Consider the following 13,867-nt stretch of genomic DNA (forward strand, 5'->3'; position numbering starts at 1 on the left):
AGCACCCTCCTCAGGGCGAGGTGGCGGTGGGCGGGCGCAGCGTCGCCTCGGCCTTGCGGCCGGTGGCGGGCTCGCGCGCGGTGACCTGGAGGATGCCATCCGCGTCGATGGTGAAGTCCACGGCCACGCGCACCGTGCCGGCCGGCGCCGCGGGCAGTCCGGCCAGTTGCAGCTCGCCGAGGTAGCGGTTGCCGTCCACGGTGGGCGACTCGCCCTGGTACACCTCCAGGTCCACGTGCGTCTGCTGGTCGAAGGTGGTGGCGAACACCTTCGTCTCGCGGGCGGGGATGGTGGTGTTGCGTGGGATGAGGACGCTGAAGCGGCCGCCCTCGGTGCGGATGCCCAGGCTGCGCGAGAGCACGTCCAGCAGCAGCACCTTGGGCAGCTCGGGCGAGGTGCCGGCGATGATGTCCGCCTCGAGCGCGGCGCCGACGGCCACGGCCTCGTCGGGGTTGACGGAGCGCTCGCCGGGCCGGCCCAGGAGCTTCTCCGCGCGGGCGCGCACCGCGGGCATGCGCGTCATGCCGCCCACCAGGACGACGCGGTGGATGTCCTCCACCCTCAGGCCCGCGTCCTGGAGGGCCTGCTCGCACGGGGCGCGCAGCCGCTCCAGCTCCCGCGACGACAGGTTCTCCAGCAGCGTGCGCGAGAAGGAGGGGATGGACAGGTGCAGGGGCCCCTCGGCGGCGGCGCCGAGGAAGGGCAGGTCGATGGCGGTCTGCTCCAGCTCGGAGAGGGCGCGCTTGGTGGACTCGGCGGCGTCCTTGAGGCGCCAGAGGGCCTCGGGGTTGCTGGCCAGGTCCACGCCGGTCTGCTTGAGGAAGATGCGGCGCAGGGCGTCCACGACGAGCTCGTCGACGTTGTCGCCGCCCAGGAAGTTGTCGCCGCAGGTGGCGAGCACCTGCACCACCTCGTCCTCCACGTGGAGCAGGGAGATGTCGAAGGTGCCGCCGCCCAGGTCGAACACGGCGATGTTCTCCGCGCGCGACTCGTCGAAGCGGCAGGCGAGCATGGCGGCGGTGGGCTCGTTGAGGAGCCGGTGCACGGTGAGGCCGGCGCGCTGGCCGGCGGCCTTCGTCTCCTGGCGCTGCACCTCGTCGAAGTAGGCGGGCACGGTGATGACGGCGCCCTCCACGCTCTGGCCCAGGTGGGCCTCGGCGCTCTCCTTGAGGTAGCGCAGCACGTGGCTGGAGACCTCGGAGGGGGTCATCACCTGGCCGTGCACGCGCACCGCGGCGTTGCCGGAGGGGTCCGCCACCAGTTCATAGGGCAGCAGCTTGCGGATCTGCTGCACGGCGGGGTCCGAGAAGCGCCGGCCGATGAGGCGCTTCACGCCGAAGACGGTATCGCGCGGGTGGAGCACGGCCTGGCGGCGCGCGGCGCTGCCCACCGTCACCTTGCCCGAGGCATCGAAGCCGACGACGGAGGGGGTGGTGCGCTCGCCCTCGCGGTTGGGCAGCACGCGCGCCTGGCCGGTGGCGGGGTCGGCCACGGCCATGCAGCTATTCGTCGTGCCCAGGTCGATTCCGAGAACGATTCCCATACCGCCAGCCCCTCGCGTACCTCAAGACGCCAGGAGCCCTACCTCCGTGAAGAGCAGCGCCACGCGGCGCAGGGCTACTTCATCCTCCGGACGCTTGAGTTCCGCAAGCGCGGCGGAGAGGGTATTTCCCGGCTTGTTGAGCAGTGACGAAGCGCGCAGTTCGGAGGCGGAAAGCGCCAGGTCGCTGGCCGCCACGGGGGCGTCCGGGTTGCGGTGCAGGGGCTTGTGGCGCAGGGCCTCCTGTTCGCGCACCAGCCGCTCCAGCGGGTAGTGCGTGCGCAGGCCCTCGTTGAGCAGGGCCAGTCCACCCAGCCGCTCCTCGGTGCCGTCGGTGATGGGGGTCTCGCCCTCGAAGAAGGCGTAGCGGCCGCCCGACCAGCCGAGCAGGCTGAGCGCCACGGTGCGCCGGTGCTCACGCGTCCACTCGGCCAGCTCGGAGGGAGAGAGGACGCGGGAGGCGAGCAGTGCGTCCATCAGCCGTCCGGAGAAGGGGCGCGTGTTCTCCACCGCCCGCTGCCACTGCTCCACCGTCAGCTTGCCCGTCTGGAGGAGGAAGGGGCCGAAGCGGTCCGTGGCGAGGCTCGAGCGCACGGCGATGATCTGCCCCGCCTTGAGGAAGAGCTCCTTGTGGGCGCGGTTCTGCTCGAAGTGGAGCCGGCCGGTGGCCCGGGCGAGCATCAGCCGGGCGAGGACGCGCAGCGGAGCCACCCGGCCCACGTTGCCGGCGTAGTGGGGTGGGCGGGCCTTGGCGAGCCGGGCCTCGAGGCGCTCCTGGGCCGAGGCGGCCACGGCGCTCAGCCCGGGGAAGGCGGAGGGCGGCAGGAAGGGCCCGCCGGACTGGGACACCTGGGCCTGGGGCGACAGCTTTCCGGAGGCGAAGAGCAGCCGCACGTCGTCCTCGCCCAGCCTGGCGAGGGACAGGCCGCCGCCCGGCTCGCGCACCGCGTAGGTGGGGGCGGTGGGCTGCGCGGGGGCGGCCTCCATCGCGAGCAGCGCCGGGGGGATGGGCGGCTGCACGGGTGGGGTGCGCACCTCCGGCTCGTAGTAGCTGGCCATCAGCGCGGCCAGGTCGCGCTGGGACACGCGCAGGCCGGCGGACAGGAGGAACTCGTCCAGGGCGTCGAGCACGTCGGCGGCCGTCTGGTAGCGCTCGTCCGGGTTGGCGAGCACGCACCGGTTGACCACCGCGCACAGCGGCTCCGGTAGGAAGGGGGCCGCGTCCTGGAGGCGCAGCGGCCGGGCCTTCAGCGTCACCGTCTGCTTGAGCACGTCCATCACCGGGCCCGGCTTGAAGGCGTGCCGCCGCGACAGCATCTCGTAGAGGGTGACGCCCAGGGCGAAGATGTCGCCGCGCCCGTCCGGCTTCTTCCGGGCGAGCTGCTCGGGGGGGATGTAGCCCGGCTTGCCGCGCACGTTGGTGGCGACGTCGCCGCTGTTGGAGCTGCCCACCAGCGCCACGCCGAAGTCCAGCAGCTTCACCTCTCCCTCGAAGGAGACGAGGATGTTGGTGGGGTTGACGTCGCGGTGCACCAGGTGGAGCGGCTCTCCCGCCGCCGAGCGCGCGCGGTGCGCGTAGTCCAGCCCCTTGAGCACCTCCATGGCGATGTAGCACGCCAGGTGCACGGGGATGCCCTGTCCCCGGGCCGCCACGCGCTTCATCAAGTCGTACAGGTCGCGGCCATGGATGAACTCCATGGCGATGAAGTACTCGCCGCGCTGCTCTCCGAAGTCGAAAATCTGGGCGATGTTCATGTGCTGGAGGAGCGCCGACAGCCGCGCCTCCTCGATGAACATCTGCACCGCGGACTCCTGCTGGGTGGCCTCCGGGAGCACGCGCTTGACGACGACCTGCTTGGCGAAGCCGCCCGCGCCGAGCGCCACGCCGCGGAAGATGTCCGCCATGCCGCCGCGGCCCAGGTGGCTGAGCAGCACGTAACGGCCGAAGCGGGCCGGCAGCGCCTGGTTCCCGGACGGCGTGCTCATTTCTTACCGGATCCTCCGGGAGGGCCCTGCTCGACGAGCATCTCGTTGAACATGTCCTCGCTGATGACGAGCGTGCCCGGGCGCTCCAGGGTGGGCCGGTGTGGACCGGGGATGGGCGCGGGCGTCAGGGCGGGGCCCGAGGGCATGATGCGCGCGCTCGCCTTGGGCATGAGGGCCGCCTTGGCCGCCATGGGGGAGAGCGCCGGCACCGGCGGCACCGTGGGCACGGGGGGCGGCAGCGAGGGACGGGGCGCCTCCAGCTCGTCGAGCGGCTCGAGCATGATCTCCATGCTCGGCACCCGGCGATCGGGCGCCAGGGGCTTGCTGGCCACGGGAGGCGGGGTGGCCGGAGCCGGCTCGCCCAGCGTCTCCAGCATGCTGTTGGCCAGCTGCATGGTGCTGTTGCCGAACATCGTGTCGGGCTTGGGCCGGGACGGCACCGGGGCCATGGGCGGCGGAGGCGGCACCCGGGCGGCGGCGAGGGGGGCCACGGGGGCGGGCGGCGCCGGGACGGGCTTGGGCGAGGTGGGCGAGGACGGGGCGGAGGCGGCCGTGTCCCCCGTGAGCAGGACGATCATCCTGCGCAGGTCCTCGATGGTCTGCTCCTTGGCGGTGAGCGTCTGGTCGCGGGTGGTGAGGTTCTTCTCGAGCTCGGCCACGCGGTGGGCGAGCCGATCACGCTCGGCGCGCAGCTTGGGCAGGACCTCGTTGTCGGCGCGCAGCCGCTGCAGCTCTTCTTGCTGGGCGGGGGAGACACCCGTGGGGCCGCCCGCGCCGCGCACCTGCTCGCGCAGGGTGTTGAGCTCCTGCAGCCACATCCGCTTCTCCTCGCGGGTGATGGCCTCCAGCTCTCGCCGCTCCTCGTCCCGCCGGACCAGGCCGCCCTGCATCTGCTCGCCCAGGCCGCCGAGCGACGAGATGAGCTCCTTGAGGCCCCGGCTGGCGCGCTCCAGCCGTTTGACCGTCTGGCCCTGCTCGTCGATGCGCTCGAGCAGCTTGGGCAGCAGGGGCTGCTGCGCCTCGCGCGGGCCCGTCTTGCGCAGCTCGTCCCGCTGCGTCTCCAGGCGGGCGAGCTCCTGGGTGGCCTGGCGCAGCAGGGGAAGCACCAGCTCGGCGATGCCCTCGGCCTGGCGCCCCAGCTCGACACAGCCCTGCCTCACCTCTTGGAGGTCCGCCGAGGAGTCCGCCGATGGCTCCGTGCTGGTTGCGTTCCTCATCGCGCTTGCTCCACTCCCTCCTCGAGGCGTGCCGTCGTCGAACCACGCGCGTTGGTGATGATACCCCACCGCCCCGTGCCGGGCTTCATGGGGTTGTAGGCTTGGCGAGTGCTCGCTGGGGCAGGGAGGGGAAGGGCTCGAACGACTCCAACGCGAGCTTCCCGAGGTCCACGTTCGCCTCCGGCAGCCGCTCGATGTCCTCGGCGAACCAGGGCATGTCGGGAGGGGTGGGGCTGGGGGCCACCGGCGCCTGGGCCTGCGCCGGGGGCGGCGGGGGCGCGCCCTCCTGGAGCGCCTCCGTCTCGATGTCCGATTGCGACAGCTCCACCGTGAAGGTGACCACGGGCCGCGCCTCGGCGCGCCGCGGGCCGGAGACTTCCACCATGGGACGGCGGCGGGGACGGGGCCCTCCCTCCCCCGCCTGGGGCTCGGGAGTGCGGGGCAGCCCCACGGGCTCCGCCGGACGCACGCTCACCTGCAGGGCGGCACCGCATCCCGTACAGCGGATGACCTGGGTGCCGGGGCCCGCCAGGGGCACCACCGTCCCACAACGTGGGCACTGGGGGCGCGCGGCCGGGGTGGAAGAGGGAGCCTCTGCGGTCATGGGCTCGTCGAGCTCCGAGCAACACGACTGGGGCATCCACGCGTGCTGGGCTCGGCGTTACACCAACGACGCATGATTCCGCAAGAGGACTTCCCGGTCAACGTGCGGACGGGGGTGGGGGAGGGCCCTGACGGGGGTGTAGGCGGGGGAGCATTGCACTCGGGGTGAAGCCGATAACGTTTGGACGCGGGCCCGAGGAGGTGGAGACTTCCGGTGTTCGCCCGCTTCACCTGTCCGCAGTCCGAGGTCTTCCCATGTCCTTCGCGCCGTTGCTGGCTCAGATTCCCATGTTCGAGCACCTCGCGCAGGAGGATCTGGACAACCTGTCGGGGCTGCTGCAGCAGCGGCGCTACAGCAAGGGCGAGGTCATCTTCCATCAGGGGGACGTGGGCACTGCGCTCTTCATCGTGCGGCGGGGCGAGGTGGCCATCCGCCTGAGCTCCTCGGAGGGCAAGGAAGTGATTCTCGCGCTGCTGGGCCGGGGGGACGCCTTCGGAGAGCTGGCGCTGCTGGACGGGGAGCCGCGCTCGACGGACGCGGTGGCGCGCGACGAGACGCACCTGCTGAGCCTGCACCAGGAGGACTTCCGGCGCTTCCTGGCCGAGCGCCCGCAGGTGGCCATGGGGCTGCTGGCGGTGCTCAGCCGGATGGTGCGGCGCGTCACGCAGCTGGTGCACGACTCGGCCTTCCTGGATGCGCGGGCGCGGCTGGCGCGGGTGCTGTTGGACCTGGCCCGGACGCAGGGCCAGCCCGCCTCCGAGGGCGGCATCCTCATCCCCAAGCTGACCCAGGCGGAGCTGGCCAACCTGTGTGGGGTGACGCGCGAGAGTGCCAACAAGTGGCTGCGCTTCTACTCGCGCGAGGGACTGCTCACGTACGAGAACGGGCAGATCACCCTGGTGGACCCCGAGCGGCTGCGCCGCGACGTGGACTGAAGGACCGCGGGAAGGGAGGAGCCCGCGCCCCCCGCGCGGTCTCGACTCCCGGGAAAAGATGGGCGGAGGCCGCGCCCCCCAGCGCGGCCCCCTGGCCCTCGAGACCCAATGACGATGCCCTGACGCGCCTTCCCGAGGCGGAGCGGGGCGGAGTCCCCCCGGCGAGGTAACGGCGGCCATCCCCCCTCAGGACATGGCGGCCTTCGGCGGCCTCGCACAGACATCACTCCGCTCGCACCTCGAGCGCGGCGTTCGGGTCCGGGGCATCGGGTCCCTGTTCCCGAAAGCAGTCATACCGCCGTGGGGGGTCCAAGGCTGTGAATCCACTCACTGCGGGGGTGTGAAGCCGTTCACAGACACCCGGGCCGGTTTCGTGCGGGGGTTCTGGAGCCAGGCTGGCCGCGAAGCTTCCGGGCGCCCGGGCGTGGGGCGGCGGGGATGCTCCGGGGGCGGGGGAACTACCATCTCCCGCGAGCGGGGGCATGGACGGGCTTTGGGGAGATTCCAGTGCTAGACATTTGCGCCGGAGTTCCGGGATGAAGCCAATCGAGATGACATTGCGCAGCCGGGTGCTGCTCTTCGCGGCGGTGGCGGTGGGGTGTGTGGCGCTGGTGGGAGGCGCCCTCTTCACGCTGGCGAGCCGGGGAGAGCGGGGCCTGGGGCAGCTGCTGGCCATCCAGGCGCAGACGGAAATCTACGGCCGGATGACGGACGACTCCTTCGGCTACCTGCACACGCTGCTCCACGCGAGTGAGACGGGAGGGGATACCCAGGACGTGCTCGAGGCGCAGGAGCGGCGCTTCGAGGCGGCGTTCACGCGGCTACGGGAGCGGGTGCGCGAGGAGCATGGGGACGAGTCCGCGGCGGCCGCGGAGCTCGAGTCCATCGAGCAGCTGCGGCGGGCGCTGCAGCGCTGGCTGAGGAACTCCGAGGAGCGGGTGCGGCTGGCGCCGGCGGCGACGGAGGCCGTGCTGCTGCATGAGGCGCTCCAGTCCTTCCGGGAGAACGTGACGCCGCACCTGGAGCGGGCCTGGGAGCAGGCGAGGGCGGACCTGGCGTTTCACGAGCGCAAGGGCCAACGGGAGCTCGGGCTCGGCCAGTGGGTGGGCGTGGCCGTGCCGCTGCTGGCCCTGGTGCTCGTGCTGTCGATGGCGTCCATCATCTACATGAACATGCGCCGCGCCCTGGGGACGCTGCTGGAGCGCGCGGAGCGCATGGGCGCGGGGGACCTGGACACCGAGCTGCCGGTGAAGGGCGAGCGTGACGAGTACGACCTGATGGCCCGGGCCATCAACCGCATGGCCACCCAGCTGCGGGCCGCGGCGCACGAGCGCGAGCGCTACAACGCCCTGCTGGAGCAGACCGTGCAGCAGCGCACCGCCGAGCTGGAGCAGGCCAATGCCCGGCTCACCGACAGCCTCCAGCAGCTCCAGGCCGCCCAGTCCCAGCTGCTCTTCGCCGACCGGCTCGCCACCGTGGGCCAGCTGGCGGCGGGCGTGGGCCATGAGCTCAACAACCCGCTCGCCTTCGTGCTCAGCAACCTCAACTACGCCCAGCAGGTGGTGACGGAGATGGAGGCGGCGCCCACCCCGGTGGAGCGCCGGGAGCTGCTGGAGTCGCTCGCCGATGCACGCGAGGGCGCCGAGCGCGTGCGCCTCATCGTCCGGGACTTGCGGATGCTGTCGCACCCGGATGACCGGGAGATGGGCCCGGTGGACCTGGTGAAGGTGGTGCGCAGCGCGGCGAAGATGGCGGCGCACGAGATTCGCGGCCGCGCGCGGCTGGTGCAGGCGGTGGACAACGTGCCTCCGGTGCATGGCAACAGCGCCCGCCTGTGCCAGGTGTTCCTCAACCTGCTCATCAACGCGGCGCACGCGATTGCCCCGGGCGCGGTGGAGCGCAATGAGATAGCGCTCTCCGCCCGGGTGGATGGCACCCAGCGCGTCACCGTGGAGGTGCGCGACACGGGCAGCGGCATTCCCCCGGACAGACTGGAGCGCATCTTCGAGCCGTTCTTCACCACCAAGCCCGCGGCGGAGGGCAGCGGGCTGGGGCTCTCGGTGTGCAAGAGCATCATCTCCGCGCACGGCGGGGACCTCTCCGTGGAGAGCGAGCCGGGCCAGGGCACCACCTTCCGCGTGAGCCTGCCGGTGTATGGCGGCGAGGCCCGCGCGTAGAGGGGGGCCCGGTTCACGCCGCCTTGCTCTGCTCGCGGGCGGTGGTGCGGGCGCGCAGGGTGCGGCGCCGGCCCTTGCGCAGTACCTCCAGACGCACTTCGGGCTCGGGGGCGAGTGCCAGCAGGCGCTGGACGTCGTCCACGCTGGTGACGGGCCGCTCGTCGATGCCCAGCAGCAGGTCGTCCGCCTCGAGGCCCGCGTCGTCCGCGGGCGAGCCCTCGCCCACCTTCATGACCCGCACCGCGCGCGGCTGGCCTGCCTCCTGGGCCCTCTGGGGCGGGAGCTTGATGGCGGTGGCCGCGATGCCGAGGAAGCGCCGCTCCACCTTGCCTCGCTGGATGAGCAGGCTGGCCACCCAGGCCGCCGTGGTGGCGCTCACCGCGAAGCCGATGCCCTGCGCGTACGGCAGCACCAGCGTGTTGAGTCCCACCACCTGCCCGTGCATGTTGAGCAGCGGCCCACCCGAGTTGCCCGGGTTGATGGCCGCGTCCGTCTGCAAGAGGCCCTCGAGAATCACCCCGTCGGGCAGCGGCAGCGTGCGGTTGATGGCGCTCACCACCCCCATCGACACCGACTGCTCCAGGCGGAAGGGGTTGCCGATGGCCATCACCAGCTGACCCACGCGCACGTCATGCGGATCCGCCAGCGGCAGCGTGGGGAACGTCGCGCCCCCCTCGGCCCGCACCACCGCCAGGTCCGTCGGCTGGTCCGCGCCCACCAGCTCGGCACGCACCTCGCTCCCATCGTGCAATTCGAGCGTGAGCCGGCCCCGGCTGCGCACCACGTGGCGGTTGGTGAGGACGTAGCCGTCCGGCGTGAGGAAGAGGCCCGTGCCATGGCCCCTCGGGTGCTGCACCGCCACCACCGCGGGCGCCGCCTTGGACACGAGTGATTCGAGCTCGTCGGAGAATTGCTGGAGTATCAAGACCGCCTCCCAATGGTGAGGGACACCTCGCGCACGTCACCGGCACGCAGCACCTTCGCCTGCACCTGCGTGCCCACCTTCTCGTCACCGAGGTAGCCGAGCAGCTCCTCGATGCTGTGCAGCGGCTGGCCTCCGAGGCTCACCAGCACGTCGCCCATCACCAGGCCCGCCTGGTCCGCGGGGCCTCCGGGCTCGACGGAGAGGAAGATGAGGCCTCCCTCGGTGCCCACGCGCTCCGCGAGGTGCTTCGGCAGCCGGACGGGGTGGGCTCCCACGCCGAGGTAGCCCCGGCGGATGCCTCCGTGCTTCAGGAGCGCCTGGGTGACGCGGCCCAACGTCTCCCCGGGGATGACGACCGCGGCGGTGCGCGACAGGGCCGCCGTGAGCAGGCCCAGGAAGCGGCCCTCCACATCCACGAGCGCCCCGCCGGAGAAGCCGGGAGGCAGGTCCGCGTCGGTCTCCAGGTAGCGGTCGATGCGGCCACCCGCGAAGGTGCGCCAGCCCTCGCCCAGCGCGCTGACGATGCCGAGCGTGGCACGTGCCGTCCGCCCGGGACGGCCAAGGGCGAGCACGAGGTGGCCCACCTTCAGGCCCTCGAGCGGCGCGGGAGCCAGGGGCGTGAGGCCGGAGAGGTCGGCCTTGAGGACGGCGACATCCGTGGAGGGATCTCTCCCGACGAGCTCGGCGGGGACGGTGCGGCCATCGGCGAGGCCCACCGTGATGGAGCCCTCGTGCTCGATGGCGTGGTGGGTGGTGACGATGTGGCCCTCCGCGCTCCAGACGATGCCCGTGGCACCATGGCGGCGGCGGGCCTCGACGCGGACGATGCCGGGCGCGAAGCGCTCGACGATGGAGGCGAGGGACTGGGACAGGGAGGCGAGGTCGGCGGACATGAGCATTTCCTTTCGCTGTGAAAGCTAAAGGGCACGCCCGCGCGGCACATCGGCGAGAGGGCTAGCTCCCGACCTACCCGAATGGGTAGGCACCCTCTCCCTTTGGGAGAGAGCAGGGGTGAGGGTCAGAGCGTCACGAGCCCCATGCGCGCGGCCCGGACGACGGCCTCGGTGCGCCGCTGCACGCCGAGCTTGGCGAGCACCGCGTTCACATGGAACTTCGCGGTGTGCTCGCTGATGTCGAGCCGCTCGGCGATGGCCTTGTTGGAGAGCCCCTCGGCGAGCAGCGCGAGCACTTCCCGCTCCCGGGGCGTGAGCCCCTCGGGCGCGGCGGTGGAGGCGGAGGTGCGCGGAGCCGCTCGCAGCGAGGACAGGGCCGGGTCGAACACGGAGAGCCCCCGAGCCACGGCCCGGAGCGCGGCGAGCAGCGGCGCGGGAGCCACGTCCCGGAAGAGCAACCCCCGGGCGCCCGCGGAGAGCGCCCCCTCGCCAGCGGACTCATCGGGGACGAGCGCGAGCACGGGCGCGCCAAGCTCGGGGGCCTCCATCCGTCCCCCCGCGTCGGCGGGGTGCAGGCCCACGTCCCACAACACGACATCCGGAGCGGCCTCGGCACGCGAGGACTCCAGCTCCGCCAGGGTGCCGGAGGTGATGACGACAATGTCTCCCGCCTGCTCGGACAGGGCGCGGGAGAGCGCACCCCGGGCGAGCGGGTCCTCGGCGACCAGGGCGAGACGGACGGGTGAGGCGTCGGAGTCCAGCACAGTGCCCATGCCTAACGGGCTCCCGCGCGCTTCGCCTCGCGTTGCATCAGACGTCGGGCATCCCACACCGCCACCCCCAGCATCCCCAGGGCGACGAGGTCCGTCGGGTCCACGGCGTTGCTCGCCGGACGCGGCAGCAGGGCGGACCACAGCGCCTCGTACAGCGCGTCGGCCCGGTGGGACGTCTTGATGGCGATGAAGAGGAGGCCGAAGCCCAGCGCCGCCCACGCCACCCTTTGCACCACCGTCCGGGCCTCGGAGGTGGGCCTCGCGAGCGTCCACAGCTCGGCGGCGAGCAGCGGCGCGAAGTAGAGGCCCGCGACGTCGGACAGCTTCCCGGTGAGCCAGCCCGGCAGCAGCCCCGCGCCCTTGAGGACATGGTCGTTGAGCGCCACCAGCAGCATGGCGGCCACCGGCAGCGCGCGGGTGAAGAGCGCGGGGCGCGCGGCCGCGCTCTCAGTCACCGCCGCCATCCGGTGGGCCTCCTTGCGGCGGGCTCTCGGGCGAAGGGTACACACTCCGGGCACCGGCCTCGACGTGGCAGTCACACCGGTACTGCATGACGCCCACGCCGAAGCCGAGCTCCACGTCCACCGGCCCATCCGGTGCGTACAGCGTGAGGAAGGCCGTCCCGGGCTCGGGCAGCAGGGACGGCTGGGCCCGCTCCCTGTCGTCGAACAGCTGCTCCTGCGGGGCGTAGAGCACGAAGGCGACCGTGCCGAGCGCTCCCACTTGCTCTCCCACGACATACGAGGCGCTGGGGGCGAGCGTGGAGAGCGCCTCGGCCGGTGGCGCGGTGGGGGAGAGGATGCCCACCAGCCGGCCGGCGCGCGACCAGGTCCGCACGTACGTGTTGGACGCGAAGCGCTTGCCCGGCGCGCCCTGCACGAAGATCTCCAGCAGCTCGGCGCCTCCGCCAGGCAGCTGGACCGGGTGGGTGATGAAGGTGGAGGGATAGGGCCGTGCGATCGAGGTGGCCAGCATCACCGCGCAGCCCATGGCCAGCAGCAGCAGTCGAGCAAGAGGACGCATGCGGAGCAACGTTACCGTGTGCCTCAGTCGCCGTCCTGGCAGGCGACGATTCCCACCCGGTCGCCTCCGCTTCTGCTGTTGGCGCTGTCCGTTTGCCTCTAGAGTCCGCCGCCGGTACGCATGAAGATGGCCATCCCCCAGTTCGGCAAGCGGGTCCCGGGCAAGGTCTATATCGACCGGCCCGGCGCCTATGCCGTGATCGTCAATGAGCGCGGGGAGGTGGCGCTGATTCGTGTTCCCCAGGGTTATTTCCTCCCTGGCGGCGGAATCGATCCCCACGAGGATGCCCTCGCCGCATTGGCCCGCGAGGTGCGCGAGGAGACGGGGCACGAGGTGCAGGTGCTGCGGGAGCTCGGATGGGCCTCACAGCTCCTCGTGGTCCGTCACGAGGAGCTCCACCTCAACAAGGTGGGCCGGTTCTTCGCCGCCCGGCTGGGACCGAAGACACAGGCCCCGGAGGAGTCGGATCACTCGCTCGAGTGGCTCCCGATGGCCGAGGCCAAGAAGCGGCTCCGGCACGAGTACCAGGTGTGGGCGCTCGAGCAGTTCGAGTCCTCCGCTGGCACGTGAGGCCCGCGGGCAGGCGTGCCCCGGCCGCTGAGCGAGCAGGCATCAGCGGCGGGGAGGTCCGTGCGCCGGGTTGATCGCCGCCCGGGTCGGGCCCAGCTTCCCTTCATGAAGCTGCCCGTCATGCCTCCCGTGTCGCCCATGCTCGCCAAGCTGGTGCGAGAGCTACCGGGGGAAGGCGAGGTGCTCTACGAGCCCAAATGGGACGGCTTCCGCGCCATCGTCTACCGCGACGGAGACGAGGTCATCCTCGGCAGCCGCAACGAGCGGCCGATGACGCGCTACTTCCCCGAGCTCATCGAGTCGATCCGCACGCATCTGCCGCGCCGCTGCGTCGTCGACGGTGAAATCATCATCGTGGGCGAGGACGGCGGGCTCGATTTCGACGCGCTCTTGCAGCGCATCCACCCGGCGGCTTCACGCATCCGGAAGCTCGCGGTGGAGACGCCCGCCTCGCTCGTGGCTTTCGATCTGCTCGCGCTCGACAAGCGCGACTTGCGGCCCCGGCCCTTCCACGAGCGCAGGACGTTGCTCCAGAAGGCACTCGCGGGGGTCCGTGCGCCGATCCACCTCACGCCCGCCACGCGCAGCCGCGAGGTGGCCGAGGCCTGGTTCCGCCGCTTCGAGGGGGCCGGGCTCGATGGGGTCGTCGTCAAGCCGCTCGACCTGCCGTACCTCGAAGGCAAGCGCGAGATGTACAAGGTGAAGCACGAGCGCACCGCGGACTGCGTCGTCGGGGGCTTTCGCTGGCACAAGGACGGCCAGGGCATCGGCTCGTTGGTGCTCGGCCTCTACGATGAGCAAGGCACGCTGCAACACGCGGGCGTCGCCACGGGGTTCACCGCGAAGCAACGGGGGGAGCTCGCGAAGAAGCTCGAACCATACCGGAAGCGGGCGATGGAGACGCACCCCTGGCGCGAGTGGGCGGAGGTGGAGGACGACGCGGTGCGGATGCCGGGGGCCCCGAGCCGCTGGAGCGCGCAGCGTGACCTGAGTTGGGAGCCCGTGCGCCCGGAGCTCGTCGTCGAGGTGGCGTACGACCACCTGCAGGGCATGCGCTTTCGTCACGCCACGCACTTCCGGCGGTGGCGCCCGGACCGGACGCCGCGCTCGTGCACCTACGCGCAATTGGAGCGCTCGGTCCCGGCCGAGCTCGCCGAGGTCTTCTCCTCCGGGCTCGAGGACGCCACGGCCCATTGAGTTTCCGGCCCTGGCGCCCGGTCCGGC

13 protein-coding genes are annotated in these 13,867 nt (G+C 71.9%); 4 read left to right on the forward strand and 9 right to left on the reverse strand.

The window, feature by feature from the left end; all coding sequences use genetic code 11:
• Window positions 1-10: 10 nt before the first annotated feature.
• The 4 genes from NR798_RS02825 to NR798_RS02840 all read right to left on the reverse strand — a co-directional run bounded on the left by NR798_RS02825 (window position 11) and on the right by NR798_RS02840 (window position 5,347).
• On the reverse strand, window positions 11-1,543 hold the full coding sequence (locus NR798_RS02825; RefSeq protein ID WP_375769838.1) for an Hsp70 family protein: 1,533 nt from the start codon (window positions 1,541-1,543) through the stop codon (window positions 11-13).
• Window positions 1,544-1,564: 21 nt separating this feature from the next.
• Window positions 1,565-3,526 (reverse strand): protein kinase, encoded by a 1,962-nt coding sequence (locus NR798_RS02830; protein WP_375769839.1) that lies wholly within the window; start codon window positions 3,524-3,526, stop codon window positions 1,565-1,567.
• Window positions 3,523-4,743 carry a hypothetical protein gene (locus NR798_RS02835; protein ID WP_375769840.1) on the reverse strand — a complete coding sequence of 407 codons (1,221 nt, stop codon included), beginning with the start codon at window positions 4,741-4,743 and terminating at the stop codon, window positions 3,523-3,525. Before NR798_RS02835 ends, NR798_RS02830 begins: the two co-directional genes overlap by 4 nt.
• Before the next feature lie 85 nt (window positions 4,744-4,828).
• Window positions 4,829-5,347, reverse strand: coding sequence for a hypothetical protein (locus NR798_RS02840; RefSeq protein ID WP_375769841.1), 519 nt, complete (start codon window positions 5,345-5,347; stop codon window positions 4,829-4,831).
• 254 nt (window positions 5,348-5,601) lie between these two features.
• Here NR798_RS02840 and NR798_RS02845 point away from each other — a divergent pair, with 254 nt between their 5' ends.
• Entirely contained in the window at window positions 5,602-6,282 is a 681-nt protein-coding gene (locus NR798_RS02845; RefSeq protein ID WP_375769842.1) for a Crp/Fnr family transcriptional regulator, read from the forward strand.
• A 536-nt stretch (window positions 6,283-6,818) separates the two neighbouring features.
• Window positions 6,819-8,459, forward strand: a complete 1,641-nt coding sequence (locus NR798_RS02850; RefSeq protein ID WP_375769843.1) for a sensor histidine kinase — start codon at window positions 6,819-6,821, stop codon at window positions 8,457-8,459.
• A gap of 13 nt (window positions 8,460-8,472) precedes the next feature.
• Here the strand turns inward: NR798_RS02850 and NR798_RS02855 are convergent, their stop codons facing one another.
• The 5 genes from NR798_RS02855 to NR798_RS02875 all read right to left on the reverse strand — a co-directional run bounded on the left by NR798_RS02855 (window position 8,473) and on the right by NR798_RS02875 (window position 12,073).
• Window positions 8,473-9,384, reverse strand: a complete 912-nt coding sequence (locus NR798_RS02855) for a S1C family serine protease (protein WP_375769844.1) — start codon at window positions 9,382-9,384, stop codon at window positions 8,473-8,475.
• Window positions 9,381-10,277, reverse strand: coding sequence for a S1C family serine protease (locus NR798_RS02860; RefSeq protein WP_375769845.1), 897 nt, complete (start codon window positions 10,275-10,277; stop codon window positions 9,381-9,383). Before NR798_RS02860 ends, NR798_RS02855 begins: the two co-directional genes overlap by 4 nt.
• A gap of 125 nt (window positions 10,278-10,402) precedes the next feature.
• On the reverse strand, window positions 10,403-11,041 hold the full coding sequence (locus NR798_RS02865; protein WP_375773714.1) for a LuxR C-terminal-related transcriptional regulator: 639 nt from the start codon (window positions 11,039-11,041) through the stop codon (window positions 10,403-10,405).
• Window positions 11,042-11,052: 11 nt separating this feature from the next.
• Window positions 11,053-11,514 carry a hypothetical protein gene (locus NR798_RS02870; RefSeq protein ID WP_375769846.1) on the reverse strand — a complete coding sequence of 154 codons (462 nt, stop codon included), beginning with the start codon at window positions 11,512-11,514 and terminating at the stop codon, window positions 11,053-11,055.
• Window positions 11,498-12,073: a hypothetical protein gene (locus NR798_RS02875; RefSeq protein ID WP_375769847.1), complete on the reverse strand. Its 576-nt coding sequence runs from the start codon at window positions 12,071-12,073 to the stop codon at window positions 11,498-11,500. The genes NR798_RS02870 and NR798_RS02875 overlap by 17 nt, the downstream gene beginning before the upstream one ends.
• A 120-nt stretch (window positions 12,074-12,193) precedes the next feature.
• Here NR798_RS02875 and NR798_RS02880 point away from each other — a divergent pair, with 120 nt between their 5' ends.
• Window positions 12,194-12,643, forward strand: a complete 450-nt coding sequence (locus NR798_RS02880) for an NUDIX domain-containing protein (RefSeq protein WP_375769848.1) — start codon at window positions 12,194-12,196, stop codon at window positions 12,641-12,643.
• Between the two features lie 105 nt (window positions 12,644-12,748).
• On the forward strand, window positions 12,749-13,840 hold the full coding sequence (locus NR798_RS02885; protein ID WP_375769849.1) for an ATP-dependent DNA ligase: 1,092 nt from the start codon (window positions 12,749-12,751) through the stop codon (window positions 13,838-13,840).
• The last annotated feature ends 27 nt before the right edge of the window (window positions 13,841-13,867 follow it).

The sequence above is a fragment of the Archangium gephyra genome (genome assembly GCF_042230915.1).
GTDB lineage: Bacteria > Myxococcota > Myxococcia > Myxococcales > Myxococcaceae > Archangium > Archangium gephyra_B.